This is a genomic window from Streptomyces sp. NPDC048566 (genome assembly GCF_043199735.1).
In the GTDB taxonomy this organism is placed as follows: Bacteria; Actinomycetota; Actinomycetes; order Streptomycetales; family Streptomycetaceae; genus Streptomyces.
In genome coordinates, this window is sequence record NZ_JBICWL010000015.1 from 110,340 (window position 1) to 132,674 (window position 22,335).

The following is a 22,335-nucleotide window of genomic DNA, read 5'->3' on the forward strand; positions in this document are numbered from 1 at the left end:
CGGACGCCACCGGCGACTCGCTTCGGAGGGGAACGCGACGGATGACAGCGCGTGAGACCCCGGCGCAGCCCCTGAGTCCTACCGCGGTGCGGCGCGCGGTACGCGACTGGCTGCTGGCCGAGGACGACCAGGTGTCGCCGGTGCTGATCGTCACGGCCTCCCAGCCCGGGGCGCTGGCCGCGGCGTTCGACGAGGCGCTCGGGATCTGGCGGGCGCGGGTGCGGGGCGGGGACGGCGGGCCCGACGCGGACGGGCCCGGCTGGGCGCGGTGGAACGCGGACGGCGTGCTCACCGCCGACGGTGCCGACGAGGCCGGGGCCGGCCGGCTGCTCGACCTCGCCGCGTCCGGAGCGGTCCCGGCGGACGGCCGGCGGCCCGGTCCCGGGCTGCTGGTCGTCGACGACCTCGACGAACTGCGGGCGAGGGTGGCGCGAGCCGTCGACAGGGCGGCCCGTCCGCGCTCGGACCCGCGTACCGCCGGGGTGCGGGTGCTGCTCGGCGCCGCACCGGGCTCGGAGGCGTTGCCCGAGGAACTCGACCCCCGGACGAGGATCCTCACGCGGGCCCACATCCACCCGCGGACCGCGGCCCACGACCGGATCGTCGGCTGGGCCCGGGACCCCGGTGCGCCGGAGATCCTGCTCGTCAAGGGTCCCTCCGGTGCCGGCAAGACGGTGCTGCTGCGCCAGGTGCTGGACACCCTCGCCGAGGACGACCGGACCGGCGTGGTGTTCGAGCTGCTGCGCGACAGCGAGTCCGACCTGCGTCCGCTCACCACGTCGGCGCTGGTGGCCGCCCTGCGGGGCGCCCTGGAGGGCGAGGGCGCGGTCGTCGGCCTCAGCGATCTGTTCAAGGGGCCGGTGACCTCGAACGTCACGGCGCAGAACGTCACCAGCAGCGTCTACGGCATCAGCGTCATGGTCGGGAGCGGCGACCCCAGCCTCGACCAGGTGCTGTCCTGGTTCGACCGGCGGCCCGGGGAGCCGGCGGGGCGCAGGCAGCTGGTCGTGGTCGTGGACGCGCTCAACGAACTGGACGACGATCCGCGGGCGGACCTCGAAGGTCTGCGCACCCTGATCGGCGCGATCGTGCAGCGCGGCCGGACCGACCCCGCCGAACCGGGCTGGGGGGTGAAGGTCCTGCTGTCCTCGACGGAGTCGCCCGCCTGGCTCGCGCCGTCCCGCACGGTCGACCTGACCGGGCCCGAGGTGGACGAGGAGATCCGCGCGTACGCCCTCGACCGTCTGGGCTCGGGCTCCGTACCGGCCCCGGCCGAGGGGGAGATCGCGCAGCAGGTGGTCCGCGGCTCCGGCGGCCTGTTCATCGTCGCGTCCGGAAGCCTCGACGTGTGGGAGGACGAGGGCCGGCTGCCCGAACCCGCCGAGGACGCGGTGCCCAGCGCGGTGCGGCACTTCCAGGACCGGTTCGACCGCCTGCGGACGGCGGTCGACGGCAGCGGCGACGAGCGGCGCGTGCGGGACTGGGCGGACATCGCCCGCGTCCTCACCATCGCGGCGCTGTTTCCCCAGGGGGTCACGGAGCGGGAGCTGGCCGCCATCTGGACGGCCCGGACCGGCGACCCGGCCGCGGCGGAACAGGCCGCGGTCTGGCCGGAGGGCCTTCCGGCGCGGCTGGCGTCGGGGCCGGCACGCCAGTTCCTGCTCTTCCCCGGCCCGCGTCACCCCGAGGCCCGCATCCGGGTGCGCCACGCCAGTATGCGCGACGCGGTCCTCGCGGGGGCCGAGCCGCGCGAGGCGCCGGACGGGTCGCCCGCCGTGGACCCGGCCCGTCTGGTGCCCCGGCCGGGCGTCGGCACGACCGCGGAACTGGAGCGCTTCGTGGTGGCGTTGACGCCGCTTCAGGGCGGGCCGGGGTGGGACGCGGTCGGCCGCCGGCTCGCCGTGGCGCTCGTGCCGGACGTGCTGACCCGGCTGCTCGCCCGCCTTCCGGGCGCCGGCGCCGGCGCCCCGGGAGCCCGGGACCGCGTGACGGGGTGGCTGCGGTCGCTCCTTGAGGACTGGTCCTGGTGGGAGTCGTTCGCCGGCGCCGCCGAGGACGCCGAACTCCCGCTCGGACTGCCCCGGCTCGAACGCCAGTTGACCGCGCTCGTCGCGGCGCCGGGGTTCGACGCCGCGGCGCTGGTCCTGTGGCCGGACGGGCTTCCCCCCGCCCGGCCGGAGGACGGGCAGGCCGGGCGGCGGCTTCCCGCGCTCCCGGCCGGGGGCCCGCGGCCCGCGCCGAGGAGGACGCACTACGCCTCCGTGCGCAATCCGTCGGTCCGCGCCGTGGTCGAGGGCCAGTACCGGTACCCCACGAGGGACCAGGCCCTCGCTCAACTGCGGGTCATCACCACGACGTTCACCCGGTCCCGGCAGCTGTCCGACGCGGAGGACGATCCCGACGCGAGCGTGCTCTGGATCACCGGGTACGCGCTGACGCCCGAGGAGACACAGCGCGGCGTCCGCGGTCACTACGCGCGGGTCCGGGTCGCGCCGCGGGACGACGGATGGACCCTGCTCGCGGAGCCCGTCGAGACGGCGATCAGGCCCCCCGTGCAGCCCCGTCCGCCCGCCAACCCCCGGGCCCCGCGCGATGCGCCGAACTGGGGCCACCCCGTCCTGCGCAGGGTCCGCCGCAACGGCAGGTCCCCGGCAGCCGCCCCCTACCCCACGTGGGCGGCGGCCCAGCGCGACCTGGACGTCCTGCGCGACGAGTTCCCGAAGGTCGCGATCCCCACCCTCGGCCGCCTCTACACGCTGGTCTGGGAGGGCGGGCGCCGGGAGCGGGGGCTCGTTCCGACGGTGAGGTACGTGATGAGCATCGAGGAGTGCGACGGGGGCTACCTGATCCGGGCGCAGCTCAACGAGCAGCGCGGCGACGGCGACCGGCCCCCGGTAGAAGGGGGAGCATGAGAGGCGTGCGACTGAGCGATCTGCACCGTGCCCTGCACGAGCAGATCGGAGAACTGCCCGCGGCGGAGTGGGCCGCCGGGCCGGAGCGGCTGGCGCAGCAACTCCTGCACCGGGAACGCACCTCCGGCCGGGCGGACACCCCGCTGGCCGCACTCATGACGGAGCGCCTGCGGCAGATCGCGGCGACCGGCCGGGTGGGTCTGGCCACCCGGTGGTCCACCGCGCGGACCCGCCCCCGGCTGCGCACCCGGGCCGGGATGGTGACGGCGCTCGCCGCGTCCGCCGACGGCACCCGGGTGGTCCTGGGCGGGCTCGACGACGGACTGTGGCTGTGGGCCCCGGACGCCGCCGACGGCGAACTCCGGTCGCTGGGCCGGGTCGCCGCGCCCATCACCGCGGTGGACCTCTCGGCGGACGGACGGCGCGCCGTCACCAGCGACGCGTCCGGTGTGGTGACCGTCTGGGAGCCGGGCACGCCGGGCGGCGGACAGCGGCGTCTGGGCCGGCACCTGAGCGCCGCGCGGGACGTCGCGCTGCTGGACGACGGCGACGTCGTCTCCGTGGGGGACGACGGACGGCTGCTGCGCTGGTCGACCGCGGCCGGCGCCCTCCCGCCCGGCGGCGACCGGGGCGGGGAGTGCCCTGCCGCGCCGGCGGCACCGCTGTCCGCCGTGGCGGTGCTGGGGCGCCGCGTGGTGGTCGTGACCAGCCGGGGCCGGGTCTGGCTGCACGACCTCGACGCCCCCGCGGAGGCGGTGGAGCTGGGGCTGCCGCCGGGCGGCGACGGCATCACCGCCGTCGCCGTCGCTCCCGGTCGCCGGGAGGTCGTCGGCATCGACCGGGGCAACGGTCTGCTGGCCTGGTCGCTGGACGATCCCGCCGCCGCTCCCCGTGAGGTGGGCCGGCACGATCTGCGCCTGTGGTCGCTGGCCGTCGCCCCGGACGGGCGCAGCGCCGTCGCCGGCGCCGTGGACGGCCAGGTGCTCGCCTGGCCGCTGGACCGGGTGGCGCCCCCGCGCCCGTTGCAGCGGCACGAACGCGCGGTCACCGCGGTCGCCTGCTGCGCGCCGCCGGGACCGCCCGGCGGCGGGGCACCGGCTCCCGCCGTGGTGATCAGCGGAGGGAAGGACGGACTGGTCCTGCGGGCGCGGCTCGACGAGGGGGAACAACCTCCGGGCGAGCGGGCGCGCGTCGACACCTGGGCCGTGGCCGCGGTCGATCCGGACACCCGGGTGGTCACCGGCGGGCGGCGCGGTGTCCACCGGTGGGATCTGGCGGACGACGGCTCCGCGCCGCGCCCGGTGCGGATCTCCCCCACCGCGGTGCACGCCGTGCTGCTGCTGGGAGCGGACGGCCCGCTGGTGTGGATCGCCCAGAGCGAGCGGGACCTGTGGGTGCAGGAGTCCGTCGTCGAACCCGGGCCGCCGCGCCGGCTGCCCCGCGCGACGGCGGGGGGCTACGAGGCACTCGCCGCGCTGCCGGACGGGAAGCGGTTCGTCGCCGCCACCGCCACGGGCGAGGTGGAGGTGTGGGACGTGGTGTCCGGCACCGCGGTGCCGCTGGGGACCCACGGGAACCGCCCCGTGCGGGTGCGCGCGACGGCCGTCGCCCCGGACGGGCGCCACGCGGCCACGACGGGCCACGACCGGCAGGTCTGCCTCTGGGATCTCGACTCCGGTGCCCGTACCCCGCTGGGCCGGCTCGACGGCCACGGCCGGGCGCTGGCGTTCTCCCCGGACGGCGAACGGCTGTACGCGGGCGACAGCGAGGGCGGGGTGCGCTGCCTGCCGCTGCGCAGCACCGGGCAGCCGTGGACGGTCGGTGCGCAGGAGCTGCGCTTCCCGGTGCGGTCCCTCGCGCCCCTGCCGCGGGCGGGGGCGGTGGCCGCCACCACCCGGGACGGTTCGGTCGTGCTGTGGCCCGACGAACCGTCCGGCGCGGACCCGCGGCCGTTGACCCGGCTGGCGATGACCGGGACGCCCCTGCGCCTGCTGCCCAACACCCTCGGGCTCCTGGTGACGGGCTTCGACGGGGGGCTGACGCAGCTGGAGGTGCTGACGGCCGGGAGCCCCTCGGTGGACGCGGCGGCGCCGGACGGGCCCGGCGCACCGGACCCGGTCGGCCCGCGGGGCGGCGGGCGGGTCGCCGTCGCGGACCAGTGGTGGCTGAACCGCCTGCCGCGCCGTCCCGACCTGGCGGCGCTGCGCGCCCACCTCGTCGCCACGGGAGCCGAGACGACGGTCATGGTCTGCTCCGACGCGCCCCACCTGGACAGGTTCCGGGTCCGGATGGAGGAGCTGGGCTGGGCCGTGCGGACGGCCGGCGCGGACCAGGCGGCCCGCCGGGCCGCGTTGCTCGCCGTCGTCCGTACCGCCGCCGACGCCGGACGCCCGGTCGTTCTGGTGTCCGGCGACTCCGAGTTGGCGGCCTCGGTCCGTCGTGACGGGTTGGCCGCGGAGATCGTGAGCGAGCCCGGCCCCTGAACGGTGGTGGGCCGGGACGGGGTTGTCCGGGGGAGGGGCGGCCACCGTGGACGCGTGAGGCCCCGCCCGCCGCTCCGCACCGGCGGCGGGGGCGGCGGCGTGCGGAGCGGTCGCGCGGGGGTGTCGCGTGCCCGGCGGGCGCGGGTGCGGGCACGGCGCCCCCGCCCGGGGCCGAGGAGGGTCCGGAGCCCGCGTACGGAATGTTCGGCGCTACCTCGGTGGTCGGGGCGGCCATCGGTTGCCTCGGAGCCGACGCCGTTGTCCCCGGGGGTCGTGCCGGGACCGAAGCCCGGCGTGCGACGCGCCGCGGGTCTCCCGCGGCGCGCGCCTCCGACCGGGGCGGCGGGCCGGGGTGCGGTGGCGGCCGGGGTGCGGTCAGTGGCCGCGTTCGTCGTGGGCCGACACCGGGATCGTCTCCTGGCGGAAGAAGGCCGGACGGAACGCGCCGTAGAGCAGCATCAGGACGGCGCCGAGCAGCAGGGCGCCGACGCCGGTGACGAAGACGCCGCCGAGGTGCCAGTGCGGCGGGAAGGGCAGGGTCCAGGACGTGCTGCCGTAGTCCGCCGCCGAGTACACGATGCAGGCGTTGACGAAGAAGTACAGCAGCAGCACCCCGCCCAGGCCCGGCATGATGCCCCGGGTCCACAGGTCGCGCGGGCTGCGGGTGAGGACCCTGCGGTAGTACCAGACGCAGGCGAAGCCGGTGAGGCCGTAGTAGAAGGCGATCATCAGGCCGACGGAGCCGATGGAGTCGGCGAGGACGTTCTCGCTGACCTGGGTGAGCATCACGTAGAAGGCGATCGAGGCGAGCCCCATGCCGACGGTGGACCAGGTCGGGGTGAGGAAGCGGGGGTGGATGCGGGCGAAGTGCCGCGGGATCGCCTTGAACGCGGCCATGGACAGGGTCGTGCGGGCCGTGGGCAGGATGGTGGTCTGGGTGGAGGCCGCCGCCGAGGTGAGGACCATGAGGATCAGCAGCTTGGTGGCCACCGTCCCCCACGCTCCGGAGCCGAAGACCTCGGAGCCCAGGCTGGACAGGACGTCCCCGGAGTTCTCCGGGTTGCCGAGGCCGATGCCCTTCTCGCCCACCCCGGCGAAGGACTGCGCGGACGTGGTCACCACGAGGTAGACGAGCAGCAGGATCACGGTGGACAGCACGGCCGCGCGGCCGGGGGTGCGGTCGCGGTCGACGGTCTCCTCGTTGACGGACACGGCGGTGTCCCAGCCCCAGTAGATGAACACGCCGGCGAGGATGGACTTGGTCAGGTCGTCGAACGAGCCGATCTCCAGCGGGTTGAACCAGGACCAGGAGATCTCGGAGGAGACGGCGGGGGCCGTGCCGCCGTACACCTTGACCAGGGCGGTGACCGCGAGCAGGACGAGCACCACGACCTCGACGGTGAGCAGCGCCTTCTGGAAGGCGGCCGACAGCTCGATGCCGACGTAGCAGATCAGCGTCATCAGGGCGATCCACACGACGCCGACGAAGGTCACCCAGAACGTGTCCCGTGCCAGCCCGTCGGCGCCGACGAGCTGGAAGCCGTACGCGCCGGCGATCTGCGCCAGGTTGGCCATCACGATGATGTCGGCGGCGACGATGCCCCAGCCGCCGAGCCAGCCGGTCCGGGGGCCGAAGGCGCGGGACGCCCAGGTGAAGGTGGTGCCGCAGTCGGGGTCGGCGCGGTTCAGCTCCTTGTAGCCGTAGGCGATGAGGAACATCGGGACGAACGCGAGCACGATCACGATCGGCGACTGGAAGCCCACGATGCCCACGATCACGCCGAGGGTGGCGGCCAGGCTGTAGGCGGGGGCGGTGGAGGCCAGGCCGATCACCGTGCTGGAGAACAGTCCGAGGGCGCCCTGCTTGAGGCCCTTGTCCGTGGCTGCCGGCCCCGGCGAGGGCGGCGGTGCCGGCGGCGGGACGGAGTGTGAGGTCATGGCACGCCCTCCGGGGCCTCGGGGCGCCCACGGAATCCGGCCGGGCGCCCGCTCTCCTCAGCATGGACCCGCCGGGCCGCCGGTGCGATCGGTGCGGCGGCCGGCGCGCTTCCCGGCGCGTCAGGCGAGTGCGGCGGTGACGTCCACGGCGCGCAGGTGCCGGGGGTCGATGACGCGGGTGGCGGGGGCGCTGGCGGCGGTCAGCTGCTCGGCCGCCGTCGCGGGGGTGCCGGCGGCCAGGGCGGAGGGGGTCCTCGACAGGGGGGTGGTCATGTCGTCGTGGTGGTTCGGGATGAGCAGCGGCGGGTTGCCGGTCGCCGACAGGAGGCGTTCCACGTAGCGGTGGACGGCCGAGTGGGAGGTCATCGCGATCGTCGCGATGTCGGGGCGGATGCCGGCCAGCTCGCGCTCGGCGAAGTTGCTCGCGCCGGTCAGGAGGATGCTCGGGCCGCCGTCCACCGTCACCTGGTAGGCCAGGGTGTCGCCCTCGACGAGGTCGCCCAGGGTGCTGGGCCGGCGCGGCGGCGCGGTCCGGGTGCCGGGGGCGAAGTAGCCGTGGTCGGGCTGCTGGCTGTGCAGGCTGCGGAACACCTCCACGGTGTAGCCGTCGAACTGGAGGTACTCGCCGCCCTTGACCGGAATCACGTCGTCCATCCGGGTGCGTGGTGTACCCATGGCGGTCAGCAGATGGCCCACCGTCGCGTCGCAGACGGCGCGGATGCGGTGCTTGGCCCAGGCCGGGCGGGCCAGCAGCTGGGGTACGTCCGCCACGTGGTCGAAGTGCCCGTGGCTCACCAGGATCAGGTCGGGGGCGCCGTGCAGGTGGTGGGCGGCGAGCGTCTCGACCGCCGTGCGGTCGCAGCGCAGGGGCAGCGACGGGTCGAGGGCGCCCTTGCGGTCGGCGTAGGGCATCCGGCTCAGGTACGGGTCGAAGAGGATGCTGCGCTCGCCGCCGATGACGATCTCCCAGCCGGAGACGCCGAGCCAGCGCATCTGCACGGAGGTCGCGTACGGGGCGCCGCGCCGTGCCGTCGGCGCCGCGGCGACCAGGCCGCCGGCGCCCGCCGCCGTGCCCGAGACCGCCAGGACTCCCTTGAGGACCGCACGCCGCCCGGCCATGTTGTGCCCCGCTTCCTCTGACGACAGACGAGGGTCATGAGTCCGAGGAACGCTACGAGCCGGAGGTGGCGAATGGGGGGATTTTCGGTCATTGCGGCGGGGGGTGTCGGGTGGGGCCGGCGGGTTCCGGGGGCCCGTGATCCGGGTGACACCCCCTGGTCCGGCGGGGGTTTTGGCGCGTGCCGGGCGGCCGGGGACGGCCGGCCGCCGGGGGCACGGTTCACCCCACCCGGTCTCCGGAGAGCGGGATGCCGGTGGACCGCAGGAGCTGCTCGTCCTGCTGGAGGATCGCCTGCATCAGCTCCCGCAGGCGGGAGCCGGGGTTGATGCCGATCTGCTCGCGCAGGATCTCCTTGGCGCGGTGGAAGACGCGGATGGCGTCGGCCTGCCGGCCCTCGCCGTAGTAGGCCTTCATCAGCCCGGCGTAGAGGTCCTCGCGCAGCGGGTCGTGGTCGACCAGTTCGGAGAGCTGGGAGATCGCCTCGCCGTAGTGGCCGAGGCCGACGTCGATCAGCGCGCGCAGCTCGGCGGCGGCCGTCCGCTCCCGGTCCAGGGCGTCGCCTTTCATGCGCAGCCGGCTCGACGTGACGTCGCTGAGGGCGGTGCCTCGCCACATGCCGAGCGCGCGGTCGAGGGACTCGGAGGCGCTCTTGTACTGGCCGCGGGTGTGCAGTTCGCGCACGTGCCGGACGGCGTCGCGGAAGACGAAGACGTCGATGTGGTCGGCGGGCACCCGCAGTTCGTAGCCGAGGGTGTGCGAGGCGAGCGCGTCGCGGGTGAGGCCGGCGTCGGCCAGGGCGGTGCGGATCATCCAGGCGGAGGTCTGCAGCTGTCCGGAGACGGTCAGCGGCGGTTCGCCGTCCCAGGAGTCCTCGATGATCGCTTCCTTGGTGGTGACCTGTCCGGGCTTCAGCGCCAAGGAAGCGAGGAACCGTCGCTGCCGCTGACCCCGGATGGGTATCGGTATGCCGTTTCTCACCAGGGTCACGGGGCCGAGGAGCTGGATCGTCAGGCTGTTCCTGCTGTTCATGACGGTTCCCCTTGTTTGTGTGAATCAAGCCGTCGCCCAACAGGGGCTGAGGTGGTGGCGGAACGGAGGGGAGCCGCCGGGGGCCTGGAGGGGCCGGTCCCGTCGGTGGTGTGCGCAGCGTGCTGGTGCGTCCCCCGTGCCGTCGTCTCAAGTGCTCCGTGACGTGCGACCGCCGAGCGGGTGCCGGGTGCCGGTTCCCGCCGCCGCGGTCCCGGCGCGGCGGTCCCGGGGTCGCCGGTCCCGCCGTGCCGGTCACGGATGGGTGGTGCTCTCGGTGGCGTGCCGGCGGAGGGTCCGCCGGCGGCCGTGGGTGGGTCGGTGCCGTGCCGGGTTCAGCCGAGTTTCTTCAGGAACGCGGCCGCGATGGGCCCGGCGTCCGAGCCGCCGGAGCCGCCGTCCTCCAGGAGGACGGACCAGGCGAGTTCGCGGTCGCCCTGGTAGCCGATCATCCAGGCGTGGGTGCGGGGCGGGCTGTCGCTGCCGAACTCGGCGGTGCCCGTCTTGGCGTGCGGCCGGCCGGGCAGGTCCTTGAGGGCCCATCCGGCGCCGTCGGTGACGGTGGCGCGCATCATCTCGCGCAGGCCGGAGACCACGCCCGCCGGTAGCCGGGCGGCGGCCTCGTGGCGCTTCTTGACGGCGTCCGGCACGAGGACGGGCTGCTTGAAGGCCCCTTCCTTGACGGTGGCCGCGATGGAGGCCATGACGAGCGGTGACGCCTGGGTCCGTGCCTGGCCGATGGTGGCGGCGGCCTTGTCGTTGTCGCTGGTGGCCACCGGGACGCTGCCGTCGTAGGTGACCGTGCCCGCGTCCCAGGAGCCGCCGATCCCGAAGGCCTCGGCGGTGTCGTGCAGCGCCGCGTCGGAGAGTTTGCCCCGGGCTCCGACGAAGAAGGTGTTGCAGGAGTGGGCGAAGGCGTCCTCGAAGGTCGACCCCGCGGGCAGGGTGAACTGGTCCTGGTTCTCGAAGCGCTGGCCGTCGACGTAGGCGAACTTGGGGCAGTCGGCCTTGTCCGAGGGCTTCATGCCCTGTTCGAGGAGCGCGGCGGAGGTGACCACCTTGAACGTGGAGCCGGGCGGGTAGCGGCCCTCCAGGGCGCGGTTCATGCCGGAGGGCACGTTGGCCGCGGCGAGGACGTCCCCGGTGCCGGGGTCGATGGCGACGAGGGCGGCGTTCTTCTTGACGCCGTCCAGGGCCGCGGCGGCCGCCTCCTGCACCTCGGGGTCGATGGTCGTGCGGACCGCCTTGCCCGCGGTGTCGCCGGTGCCGGTGAGCCGTTTGACGATCCGGCCGCTCTCGCGTTCCACGACGACGACGGAGCGGGCCGCGCCTCCGCCTCCGGTGAGCTGCTTGTCGTAGCGGGCCTGGAGCCCCGAGACGCCCTTTCCGGTCTTCGGGTCGACGGCCCCGACGAGGGAGGCGGACTGCAGTTCCTTGCCGTTGCGGTCGAGGATCTCGGCGCGTTCGCGGGACTTCAGGGCGAGGGTCTGGCCCGGAACCATGTCCGGGTGAATGAGCGGTGTGTGGAATTCCACGGTCCAGGAGCCGTCCTTCCGGACGACCTGGGCCTTCGAGTGCCATTGGTAGTCGCCGGCCCCCGAAAGGGTCATCCTCACGGTGAACGGAATCTCGACCTCCCCTTCCGTTTCCCGCTTTCCGGTGCCCGAGCTGATCCGGGTCCGGGACGGCTCCAGGTTCGTCATGACGGACGTGATCAACGATTCCGCGTTCCGCGGGGTGTCCGTCAGCCGGGCGGCCCGCCCGGCGTCGCCCGCCGCCCACGCGGACAGGAACTTGTCGAGCTGCCCGGTGGCGGCGGCGACCTGGGGATCGTCTCCGTCGTCGTCCGCGACCAGGGCTTCATAGGCCCAGTAGCCGATTCCGGCCGTGGCGGCAAGTGCCACGAACGTTGCCACGACCGGGCGGCGGCGGGACCTGCGCCTGCCGTACCGCGAGTGGTCGACGTAGCCATCCGAACGCATCATGTGGCGCAGATTAATCGCCCTTCTCTCTTCGGTCTCTCCCCGGACGCATGGTTCAAGACAAGGTAAAGGAGAAAGAAATCATGGACGTGCGATGGCGGGTATCCATCGCTTCCGCTTGGTCATGGCAAGGGTTCGGCCGAATATGCCGGGCGGTCTGGCCGGGAACGAGCGATCTTCGCTCATTAGTGGTCTAGACCTCAGAAGAAAAGACGGCCCGTTCGATCCGCCGCGAAGGGAACAGTGGCCGGAAGACGGCGGACGGCGGGTTCCGGCGCCGCGGAAATCGGACGAGCCGTGTCCGATTTGAAGAGAGTCGAATCGGAACCCGTTGTTCCGGCCGGTCTCCGGAATCTCTCCGGGCGCTCCCCGGCGGGCGCGCGGATACGCACGGGATACGCACGGGAGAGGCGGCGAAGAGGACCCCTGGTCAGGGTTGCGGCGACGTGTTCACCGCTGACCGAGTCTGGAGACCATCCATGTCCCGTGTTTCGACCGGCCCCAGCAGCAAGCCGACCGCAGCGCACGCGCTCCTCGCGCGGCTGCGGGACCACGGCGTGGAGAAGGTGTTCGGCGTGGTCGGCCGCGAGGCCGCGTCGATCCTCTTCGACGAGGTCGAGGGGATCGACTTCGTCCTCACCCGGCACGAGTTCACCGCCGGCGTCGCCGCCGACGTCCTCGCCCGCATCACCGGCCGCCCGCAGGCCTGCTGGGCCACCCTCGGCCCCGGCATGACCAACCTCTCCACCGGCATCGCCACCTCGGTCCTGGACCGGTCCCCGGTCATCGCGCTGGCCGCCCAGTCGGAGTCGCACGACATCTTCCCCAACGACACCCACCAGTGCCTGGACTCCGTGTCGATCATCGCGCCGATGTCCAAGTACGCGGTGGAGCTGGAGCGTCCGCACGAGATCACCGACCTCGTCGACTCCGCCGTGACCGCCGCCATGACCGAACCGGTCGGCCCCAGCTTCATCTCCCTCCCGGTCGACCTGCTCGGCTCCAGCGAGGGCATCGACGCGGAGGCGGAGCAGCCGCCCGCGAGGACCCCGGGCAAGCCGATAGGCGCCGTCCAGGACGGCTGGGAGCAGGCGGCCGACGAGGCGGCCGAGCTGTTCTCCGCCGCCCGGCACCCGGTGCTGGTCGTCGGCGCCGCCGCGATCCGCTCGGGCGCGGTGCCCGCCATCCGCGCGCTGGCCGAGCGCCTCAACGTGCCGGTCATCACGACGTACATCGCCAAGGGCGTCCTGCCGCACGGGCACGAGCTGAACTACGGGGCCGTCACCGGCTACATGGACGGCATCCTGGACTTCCCCGCGCTGGAGACGCTGTTCGGTCCCGCCGACCTCATCCTCACCGTCGGCTACGACTACGCGGAGGACCTGCGGCCCTCGATGTGGCAGAAGGGCGCCGAGAAGAAGACCGTCCGCGTCTCGCCCACCGCCAACCCGATCCCGCGGGTCTACCGGCCCACGGTCGACGTCGTCACGGACGTCCTCGCCTTCGTCGAGCGCCTCGACGCCGCCACCGCCGGCCTCCCCGCCAAGGACCGGCACGACATCGCCCCGCTGCGCGCCCGGGTCGCGGAGTTCCTCGCGGACCCGACGGCCTACGAGGACGGCATGCGCGTCCACCAGGTCATCGACTCCATGAACACCGTCATGGAGGAGGTCGCCGAGTCCGGCGAGGGCACGATCGTCTCGGACATCGGCTTCTTCCGGCACTACGGCGTGCTGTTCGCCCGCGCCGACCAGCCCTTCGGCTTCCTCACCTCGGCCGGCTGCTCCAGCTTCGGCTACGGCATCCCCGCCGCCATGGGCGCCCAGCTCGCCCGTCCCGGCCAGCCCACCTTCCTCATCGCGGGCGACGGCGGCTTCCACTCCAACAGCGCGGACCTGGAGACCATCGCGCGGCTCAACCTGCCCGTCGTCACCGTGGTCGTCAACAACGACACCAACGGGCTGATCGAGCTGTACCAGAACCTCGGACACCACCGCAGCCACGACCCGGCGGTCAAGTTCACCGGCGTCGACTTCGTCGCCCTCGCCGAGGCGAACGGCGTCGAGGCGACCAAGGCCACCGACCGCCAGGAACTGCTCGCGGCGCTGCGCAAGGGCGCCGAGCTGGGCCGCCCGTTCCTGATCGAGGTCCCGATCGAGTACGACTTCCAGCCCGGTGGCTTCGGGGCGCTGAGCATCTGATCATGGCCTCCCAGGACCTTCCCGCGGCCTTCGGGTTCCTGGCCTCCGCTCGTCCGAGCGGGGGCCGGGCCCCCCGAGCCGCCTTCGCCACCCGGGGCACCCGCACCGGCGTCGATCTGGGGCTGCGCTCGCAGACCCTCGGCACGACGCTGGTGCACGCCCCGCAGTCCCCGCCCGACCACGCCCTCGCGCACGACGCCGACACCGCCGTCGTGTTCGCGGGGGAGATCTACAACCGCGGCGACCTCTGCTCCGTCCTCGGTTCCGGCGCCGGCGCGGCGGGCGACGCCCAGCTGCTGCTCGACCTGTTCGGGCGCTACGGGCCGCACGCCTTCCGGCTGGTCAACGGCCGCTTCGCGGCGCTGGTCGGCACCGGCGGACGGGTGCTGCTGGCCACCGACCACGCCGGTTCCGTCCCGCTGTACGTGTGCGCGGGGCCCGGCGAGGTGACGGCCTCCACCGAGGCCAAGACCCTGACCGGGCACGGCGGTCCGCGCGGCTTCCCCTTCGCGGACGCGCGCCGGGTGCGCGGGCTCCCGGGCGTCTACCAGGTGCCCGCGGGCACCGTCATGGACATCGATCTCGGCTCCGGCACGGCCACCGCGCTGCGGACCTGGTCGCCGCCGCTCGCCCGCCGCGTCATGGACGAGGACGAGGCCGTCGACGCCGTGCACGCGGCGCTCGACCGGGCGGTGAGCGCCCGCGTCACCCCCGGTGCCACCCCGCTGGTGGTGCTGTCCGGCGGCATCGACTCCTCCGCGGTGGCCGCGCTGGCCCACCGCGCAGCCGGGGGGATCGACTCGCTGTCCATGGGCACCGACGTCTCCGACGAGTTCGCCCAGGCCCGCACGGTCGCCGACCACCTCGGCAGCCGGCACCGGGAGATCACCGTCCCGACGACCGACCTGCTGAGCCAACTCCCCTACGCCGTCTGGGCGTCGGAGTCGGAGGACCCGAGCATCATCGAGTACCTGCTGCCCCTCGTCGCGCTCTACCGCGCGCTCGACGGGCCACCGCGCCGGGTGCTCACCGGATACGGCGCGGACATCCCGCTCGCGGGCATGCACCGCGAGGACCGGCTGCCCGACCTGGACACCGCGGTCGCCCACGACATGGCCACCTACGACGGGCTGAACGAGATGTCGCCGGTGCTGTCCGCGGTGTGCGGCCACTGGTCCACCCACCCCTACTGGGACCGCGACGTGTTGGACCTGCTCGTCTCGCTGGAGGCGGGGCTCAAGCGCCGCCACGGCCGCGACAAGTGGGTGCTGCGCGCGGCCATGGCCGACCTGCTGCCCGAGCGGACCGTCAGCCGTCCGAAGCTGGGCGTCCACGAGGGCTCGGGCACCACCTCCTCCTTCTCCCGGCTGCTGCTGGAGGCGGGGGTCCCGGAGCGGTCCGTCGACGCCGCCAAGCAGCACGTGGTGCGGCTGCTGTTCGACCGCACCGTGGTGGCCGGCGAGGACCCCGCCGAGGTGAGCACCGCCGAGGTCGTCGGCTCGGTGGCCGAGCGCCTGGAACGGGGTGCCGCGTGAACACGCCGACGGCCCGCCGCCTCCCCCGCCCGGACGGCGGGGGAGGCGGCGGGCCCCGCGACCGGGCGGGCCGCGGCCACCGCACCCGCTCCCGCATCCGCCGTTCGGTCCCGGCCGGGACCGGACCCACCGTCGACCTCCCGGAGGGGATCTGAGCCGTGGAACGCATCGACTCGCACGTCTCGCCCCGCTACGCGCAGATCCCCACCTTCATGCGGCTGCCGCACGACCAGGACCCGCGCGGCTACGACGTCGTCGTGATCGGCGCCCCCTACGACGGCGGCACCAGCTACCGGCCCGGCGCCCGCTTCGGGCCCCGCGCCATCCGCAACGAGTCGGGGCTCATCCACGGTGTCGGCATCGACCGCGGCCCCGGCACCTTCGACCTCATCAACTGCGTCGACGGCGGCGACATCGACCTGACGCCGTTCAACATGAACATCGCCGTGGAGACCGCGCAGCGGCACCTGGCCGAACTGCTCAAGGCCAACGCCGCGTTCATGATGCTGGGCGGCGACCACTCGCTCACCGTGGCCGCCCTGCGCGCCGTCGCCGAGCAGCACGGTCCCGTCGCCGTCCTCCACCTGGACGCGCACTCCGACACCAACCCCGCCTTCTACGGCGGGCAGTACCACCACGGCACGCCCTTCCGGCACGGCATCGAGGAGAAGCTCATCGATCCGGCCGCGATGGTGCAGATCGGCATCCGCGGGCACAACCCCAAGCCCGACTCGCTGGACTACGCCCGCGGCAACGGCGTGCGCGTCGTGACCGCCGACGAGTTCGGCGACCTCGGTGTCGCGGGCACCGCGGACCTGGTGCGGGAGCGGGTCGGCGGGCGGCCCGTGTACGTGTCGGTCGACATCGACGTCGTCGACCCCGCCTTCGCCCCCGGGACCGGCACCCCCGCGCCCGGCGGCCTCAGCTCGCGCGAGGTCCTCGCCCTGCTGCGCTGCGTCGGCGACCTCAAACCGGTCGGCTTCGACGTCATGGAGGTCTCGCCCCTGTACGACCACGCCGGGATCACCTCCGTCCTGGCCACCGAGATCGGTGCCGAACTGCTCTACCAGTACGCCCGCGCCCACCGCGCCCCGGCGTAGCCCGCGGCCGCGCAGCCGTCCGCGGCCGACGGCCCGCGGGCCGCCCGCGCGCCGTCGCATCCCGACGCAAAGGAGACATCGCACCCATGGCTTCTCCGATCATCGACTGCACCGCCCACCAGGAGCACCTGCGGGCCCTCGCGGCCGAACTCCCCGAGGTGCCGCGCGCCGACCTGTACGGCTTCCTGGAGCAGGCGAAGGCCCTGTCCGAGCGGCTGCCGCGGGACATCGGCTCCGCCCTCGACCGGTTCCACGCCGAGGGCACCGAGGACGGCTATCTGCTGCTGCGCGGACTGCCGCTGGAGGCGGAGGGCGAACTGCCGCCGACCCCCGACTCCACGCCCGCACCGGCCGGCCGCGGCCGGCTGCTCATGGAGGCCATGCTCGCCGTGACCGGCCGCCGGCTCGGCCTGCACACCGGGTACGCCGAGCTGCGGTCCGGCACGGTCTACCACGACGTGTATCCCTCGCCGGGCGCGCACTACCTCAGCTCGGAGACCTCCGAGACGCTGCTGGAGTTCCACACGGAGATGGCGTACCACGTCCTCCAGCCGAACTACGTGATGCTCGCCTGCTCCCGGGCGGACCACGAGCGGCGCGCGGAGACGCTGGTCGGCTCGGTGCGCAAGGCCCTCGGCCTGCTGGACGAGGAGACCAGGGCGCGGCTGTTCGACCGCAAGCTGCCGTGCTGCGTCGACGTCGCCTTCCGCGGCGGGGTCGAGGACCCGGGCGCGATCGCCGAGGTCAAGCCGCTGTACGGCGACGCCGCGGACCCCTTCCTCGGCTACGACCGGGAGCTGCTCGCCCCCGAGGAGCCCGCCGACAAGGAGGCCGTGGCCGCCCTGTCGAAGGCGCTGGACGACGTGACGGAGTCCGTGAAGCTGACCCCCGGTGATCTGCTGATCATCGACAACTTCCGGACCACGCACGCCCGTACGCCGTTCAGCCCGCGCTGGGACGGCAAGGACCGCTGGCTGCACCGGGTGTACATCAGGACCGAGCGCAACGGGCAGCTGTCGGGCGGCGAACGGGCCGGCGACGTGGTGGAGTTCTCGCCGCGCCGCTGACCGCTGGCCGCGGGGGCGGCCGGTCCGGTTCCGGTCGCGGCCGGGTCGGGTCCTGATCGGGCCGGGCCCGGCCGCGCCGTCCGCTCCCTAGAGTGCATCGCACGGCCGGCGCGCCCCGCGCCCGCCCGGGCCCGCCGGCCCGGCCGGGCGCGGGGCCGCCGTGCGTCCGGCGCCGTGCCGGCACGGCGCCGGTGACCGCCCCGCGCCGCGGGGCGGCGCGGCGGGCCGCCCGGGGCGGTGGCGCACGATACGGCCTTGCATTGCATGAATATGCTGGCACACTGAAAGTAATGCAGACGGGAGACGCTGACATGTCCGACTCCACATCGACGGCCGGGGCGACGCCGCGGGGCTTCGTCGTGCACACCGCTCCGGTCGGCCTCGGCGACGACGGCCGGGACGACTTCACCGTGCTGGCCTCGACCGCCCCGGCCCAGGTCAGCGGGGTGTTCACCCGGTCCCGCTTCGTCGGGCCGAGCGTCCTGCTGAGCCGGGAGGCCGTCGCCGACGGGCAGGCGCGGGGCGTCGTCGTGCTGGCCCGCAACGCCAACGTCGCGACCGGCGCCGAGGGCGAGGCCAACGCCCGGGAGATCCGCGCCTCGGTCGCCGCCACGCTCGGGGTGCCCGAGGGGGAGGTGCTGGTCGCCTCCACCGGGGTGATCGGCCGGCAGTACCCGATGCCGCAGATCCGGACCCACCTCGCGTCGCTGTCCCTGCCCTTCCCCGAGGGCGGGTTCGACCGGGCGGCCCGCGCCATCATGACCACCGACACCCGGCCCAAGGAGGTCCGGCTGCGCTGCGGTGACGCCACGCTCGTCGGCATCGCCAAGGGCGTCGGCATGCTGGAGCCCGACATGGCGACCCTGCTCACCTTCTTCGCCACCGACGCCCGCCTCGACCCGGCCGAGCAGGACCGGATCTTCCGCCGGGTGATGGACCGCACGTTCAACGCCGTCAGCATCGACACGGACACCTCGACCAGCGACACCGCGGTCCTGTTCGCCAACGGGCTGGCCGGCGACGTCGACCCCGCCGCGTTCGAGCGGGTCCTGCACGAGGCCGCGCTCGCGCTCGTCAAGGACATCGCGAGCGACGGCGAGGGGGCGAGCAAGCTCGTCGAGGTGCGGGTGACCGGGGCGCGGGACCACGCGCAGGCCAAGCGGGTCGGCAAGACGGTCGTCAACTCCCCGCTGGTGAAGACCGCCGTGCACGGCTGCGACCCCAACTGGGGCCGGGTCGCGATGGCGGTCGGCAAGTGCTCCGACGACACCGACATCGAGCAGGAGGCGGTGCGTATCCGGTTCGGGGAGACGGAGGTGTACCCGGCGGGGGCCGCCGACGCCGCCGAGGAGGACGCCGTGCGGGCCGCCGTGGCGGACCACCTGAAGGGCGACGAGGTCGTCATCGGCATCGACCTCGGCATCGCCGAGGGGGAGTTCACCGTGTACGGCTGCGACCTCACCGAGGGCTACGTCCGCCTCAACTCGGAGTACACCACCTGACGCCGCGGCGGGCCCGCACCCGCCGCCCCGCCCGCCCCGGCCCCCGGCGGCCCGCCGCACGCGGGTCCCGGGCGTGCCGTCCGGCCCCGCCGCCCGCCGCCGGACGGACCGCGCTCTCCGGCCCCGCCGGCCGGGTATGCCGAGCCCGCAGCCGCTATGCGTCCCCCCTGTCCAGGCGCCCTCCCGGAGCCGGCCGGACCCCACGATGGGGGCTGACGAAGCATCCGCGAGGAGGGCCGCAGGGACATGGAGAGCACGAGCACACCAGCCGGCGAGACCGGGTACGACGCGGGCGTCCGGGGCGTGGTGAGGCCGGGCGACAGCCTGGGCGGCACGCTCCGCCTCGTCCGCACCGACGACTTCGACTCGCTGGACCCGGGCAACACGTACTACGCGTACACGTGGAACTTCCTGCGGCTCGTCGGGCGGACCCTCGTCACCTTCGACACCGCGCCGGGCAAGGCGGGCCAGCGCCTGGTGCCCGACCTCGCGGAGTCGCTGGGACGGTCCTCGGAGGGCGGCCGGGTCTGGACGTACCGGCTGCGCGAGGGGCTGCGCTTCGAGGACGGCAGCCCGGTCACCGCCGGCGACGTCAAGTACGCCATCGCGCGCAGCAACTACGGCACCGACGTGCTCGGCGCCGGCCCCACCTACTTCCGGCACCTGCTGGGCACCGGGTACGGCGGCCCGTGGCGCGAGCCCGACGCCGACGGACCGGCCACCCTGGAGACACCGGACGAGCGCACCCTCGTCTTCCGGCTGGCCGAGCCGTTCGCGGGCATGGACCTGCTGGCCACGATGCCGAGCACCACCCCGGTGCCGCGCCGGCTCGACACGGGCGCCGAGTACCGGCTGCGGCCGGTCGCGACGGGCCCGTACCGCGTGGCCTCCTACACCCGCGGCGAACTCGCCGTCCTGGAGCGCAATCCGCACTGGGACCCGGCCACGGACCCGGTCCGCGTGCAGCGGGCCGAGCGCATCGAGGTGCACCTCGGCAAGGACCCGCACGAGGTCGACCGGATGCTGCTCGCCGGCGAGGCGCACATCGACCTCGCCGGGTTCGGCGTGCAGCCCGCCACGCAGGAGCGCATCCTGGCCGACCCGGCCCTGCGCGCCGACGCCGACAACCCGCTGTCCGGGTTCACCTGGATCTACTGCCTGTCGAGCCGGATCGCGCCGTTCGACAACGTGCACGCCCGCCGCGCCGTCCAGTTCGCCACCGACAAGGCGGCGATGCAGGAGGCGTACGGCGGTTCGGTCGGCGGGGACGTCGCGACGACGATCCTGCCGCCGACGCTCGACGGGTACCGGGACTTCGACCGCTACCCGTCCGGCGCCGACGGACGCGGCGACCTGGAGGCGGCACGGGCCGAACTCGCCGCCGCCGGGATGCCCGACGGATTCCGCACGAAGATCGCCGCCCGCAAGGACCGGCTCAAGGAGTACCGGGCCGCGGAGGCGCTGTCCGCAGGGCTCGCCCGGGTCGGCATCGAGGCGGAGGTCCTGGACTTCCCCTCGGGCGACTACTTCGACATCTACGGCGGCTGCCCCGCCTACCTGCGCGAGCACGGCATCGGCATCATCATGTTCGGCTGGGGTGCGGACTTCCCCGACGGCTACGGGTTCCTCCAGCAGATCGTCGACGGCCGGGCCATCAAGGAGCGCGGCAACCAGAACATGGGCGAGCTGGACGACCCGGAGATCAACGCCCTGCTCGACCGGGGGGCGACCTCCGCCGATCCGGCCGAGCGCGCGGAGATCTGGCACCGGATCGACCGCCTCACCATGGAGCACGCGGTGATCGTGCCGTACCTCTACCCGCGCTCCCTGCTCTACCGCCACCCCGACGCCCGCAACGTCTACGTGACGGGGTCCTTCGGGATGTACGACTACGTGGCGCTCGGGGCGAGCTGAGGCACCGGGACCGGTTCCGGCCGGCGGCCGCCCGGGGCCGCCGGCCGGACGAGGGCGCGGCAGGACTGCGCGGCTTCGTGGAACTCCGCCTCGAACCGGCCCAGTTGGTGCAGGAAGCTGCGCGTGGGCCCGGTGAGGTCCGTGCCGCGCGCGCTGCGCAGCAGCAACTGCGCGCCGAGCCCCACCTCGAGGCGGTGGATGCGGCGGGTCAGCGCGGACTGGCTGATGGAGAGCACGGACGCGGCCCGGTTGATGCTGCCGTGCCGGGCCACCGCGCGCAGCACGTGCAGGTCGCCGACGTCGAGTTTGCGCGTGGTCCGCGCGGTGCCGGGGGCCGGCGTCGGGGCCGGAGGGCCCGTGCGGGCGGCGCCGGCGGTCCGGTCGCGGTACCAGCGGGTCCACCAGGGGTCGTCCAGCAGTGCCAGATGGCGCTCGGCGAACCGCCGCAGATAGCGCTCGGCGAGGAGTTCGGCCAGGTGTCCGGCGAGCGCGCCCGGCACGACCGTGGGGTCGACCAGGAGGCTGGTGGAGCGGTGCGGGCGCTCCACGATGGAGCGGTGCACCACGGTGGGGGCGAGGACGGCGGGACGGGTGGGGGAGCCGAGCCCGATCGCGTCGCCGCGGCGCAGCATGCCCCGGGCCACGGAGGCGCCGGTGACGTGCAGGGCTGCGGGGGCGGGCAGGCCGGCGGTCTGGAAGACGCGCGGCACCAGCACCTCGGAGTCGGGGCCGACCTCCGACACCCAGGTCTCGCCGCTCAGGTCGGCGAGCGAGACCGGCCCGCCGCCGGCCAGCCGGTGGCCCTGGGGCAGGGTGACCCACAGCGGGTCGTCGAGGACCGGGTAGGTGCGCACGGCGCGTTCGACGGAGCGGCCCGGCGCGTCCAGGCTCCAGGTGTGCGCGGCGTCCACGTGGTAGCCGGCGAGTCGGCGCATGACCTGCTGGGGCGTGTCGTGATGCACCGACAGCAGGACGTCCAGGGCCGCCGCGGCGTCCTCCACGACGTCCTCCAGGAGGGGTTCGGCGGAGGCGATGGCGAGCACGGCCGGGGCGTCGACGGCCTCGGGGCCGTGCCCGAAGATGTCGGTCTCGACGGCGAGGTCGACCTGGCGGAAGAACCGGCGGCCGGCGGCCAGCAGCCGCGAACCGGCCGAGGTGAGCCGCGCCGTGTGCCGGCCCCGCAGGGTGAGCGGCAGTCCCACCGCCCGGTCCAGCCGGTCCAGTTGGCGCTCCACGGCGCCGCCCCGCGACCCGGTCCGGCGGGCCGCCTCGGCGAGGTCCCCGCACTGGCCGACCGCGTCCAGCAGGGACAGGTCGGGCCGGGTGAACGGGAAGCCGGCGGGGGCGGTGTCGCGGGGCCCCGCCGCGAGGGGCACGGCGGTGGGGGGCGCCGTGGTGGGGGAGACGGCGGTGGGGGGCGCCGTGGCGGCGGGGCCCGGGGGAGCGGACGCGGGGAGGGGCGGGGGGAACGCGGTGCGAAGGGATGCCGGTCGGTCGGGGGCAGAGGGGGGTGCAGGCTTGATCGCAGGCGGTATTTCTGACCCGGAAGACAATG

Annotated in this window: 13 protein-coding genes; 8 read left to right on the plus strand and 5 right to left on the minus strand. The window is 74.4% G+C overall.

What is annotated here, in order from left to right; genetic code table 11:
* Window positions 1-41: 41 nt before the first annotated feature.
* Together ACGFS9_RS22360 and ACGFS9_RS22365 are read left to right on the plus strand one after the other, a co-directional pair.
* Window positions 42-2,912: an AAA family ATPase gene (locus tag ACGFS9_RS22360; protein ID WP_393255510.1), complete on the plus strand. Its 2,871-nt coding sequence runs from the start codon at window positions 42-44 to the stop codon at window positions 2,910-2,912.
* Window positions 2,909-5,395, plus strand: a complete 2,487-nt coding sequence (locus ACGFS9_RS22365) for a WD40 repeat domain-containing protein (protein ID WP_393255511.1) — start codon at window positions 2,909-2,911, stop codon at window positions 5,393-5,395. Before ACGFS9_RS22360 ends, ACGFS9_RS22365 begins: the two co-directional genes overlap by 4 nt.
* Before the next feature lie 375 nt (window positions 5,396-5,770).
* Here ACGFS9_RS22365 and ACGFS9_RS22370 read toward each other — a convergent pair whose 3' ends face one another.
* The 4 genes from ACGFS9_RS22370 to ACGFS9_RS22385 form a co-directional block, all read right to left on the minus strand.
* Window positions 5,771-7,333: an APC family permease gene (locus ACGFS9_RS22370; RefSeq protein WP_393255513.1), complete on the minus strand. Its 1,563-nt coding sequence runs from the start codon at window positions 7,331-7,333 to the stop codon at window positions 5,771-5,773.
* Window positions 7,334-7,453: 120 nt separating this feature from the next.
* Window positions 7,454-8,452 carry an MBL fold metallo-hydrolase gene (locus ACGFS9_RS22375; protein ID WP_393255514.1) on the minus strand — a complete coding sequence of 333 codons (999 nt, stop codon included), beginning with the start codon at window positions 8,450-8,452 and terminating at the stop codon, window positions 7,454-7,456.
* Between the two features lie 220 nt (window positions 8,453-8,672).
* Window positions 8,673-9,482, minus strand: a complete 810-nt coding sequence (locus ACGFS9_RS22380) for a BTAD domain-containing putative transcriptional regulator (RefSeq protein WP_393255515.1) — start codon at window positions 9,480-9,482, stop codon at window positions 8,673-8,675.
* Between the two features lie 332 nt (window positions 9,483-9,814).
* Entirely contained in the window at window positions 9,815-11,464 is a 1,650-nt protein-coding gene (locus ACGFS9_RS22385) for a penicillin-binding transpeptidase domain-containing protein (protein WP_393255517.1), read from the minus strand.
* 476 nt (window positions 11,465-11,940) lie between these two features.
* Here ACGFS9_RS22385 and ACGFS9_RS22390 point away from each other — a divergent pair, with 476 nt between their 5' ends.
* The 6 genes from ACGFS9_RS22390 (at window position 11,941) to ACGFS9_RS22415 (ending at window position 20,780) form a co-directional block, all read left to right on the plus strand.
* Window positions 11,941-13,662 carry a thiamine pyrophosphate-binding protein gene (locus ACGFS9_RS22390; protein ID WP_393255519.1) on the plus strand — a complete coding sequence of 574 codons (1,722 nt, stop codon included), beginning with the start codon at window positions 11,941-11,943 and terminating at the stop codon, window positions 13,660-13,662.
* Window positions 13,663-13,664: 2 nt separating this feature from the next.
* Entirely contained in the window at window positions 13,665-15,197 is a 1,533-nt protein-coding gene (locus ACGFS9_RS22395) for an asparagine synthase-related protein (RefSeq protein WP_393255520.1), read from the plus strand.
* 158 nt (window positions 15,198-15,355) lie between these two features.
* Window positions 15,356-16,297: an agmatinase gene (speB, locus tag ACGFS9_RS22400; protein WP_393255522.1), complete on the plus strand. Its 942-nt coding sequence runs from the start codon at window positions 15,356-15,358 to the stop codon at window positions 16,295-16,297.
* Window positions 16,298-16,383: 86 nt separating this feature from the next.
* Window positions 16,384-17,364 carry a clavaminate synthase Cs1 gene (gene cs1 / locus ACGFS9_RS22405; RefSeq protein ID WP_393255524.1) on the plus strand — a complete coding sequence of 327 codons (981 nt, stop codon included), beginning with the start codon at window positions 16,384-16,386 and terminating at the stop codon, window positions 17,362-17,364.
* Between the two features lie 311 nt (window positions 17,365-17,675).
* Entirely contained in the window at window positions 17,676-18,866 is a 1,191-nt protein-coding gene (gene argJ / locus ACGFS9_RS22410; protein WP_393255525.1) for a bifunctional glutamate N-acetyltransferase/amino-acid acetyltransferase ArgJ, read from the plus strand.
* Between the two features lie 246 nt (window positions 18,867-19,112).
* Window positions 19,113-20,780 carry an ABC transporter substrate-binding protein gene (locus tag ACGFS9_RS22415; RefSeq protein WP_393255526.1) on the plus strand — a complete coding sequence of 556 codons (1,668 nt, stop codon included), beginning with the start codon at window positions 19,113-19,115 and terminating at the stop codon, window positions 20,778-20,780.
* Here ACGFS9_RS22415 and ACGFS9_RS22420 read toward each other — a convergent pair.
* Complete coding sequence (locus tag ACGFS9_RS22420; protein WP_393255528.1) at window positions 20,756-22,156, minus strand: LysR family transcriptional regulator; 1,401 nt, start codon at window positions 22,154-22,156, stop codon at window positions 20,756-20,758. The genes ACGFS9_RS22415 and ACGFS9_RS22420 overlap by 25 nt on opposite strands.
* Between the last annotated feature and the right edge of the window lie 179 nt (window positions 22,157-22,335).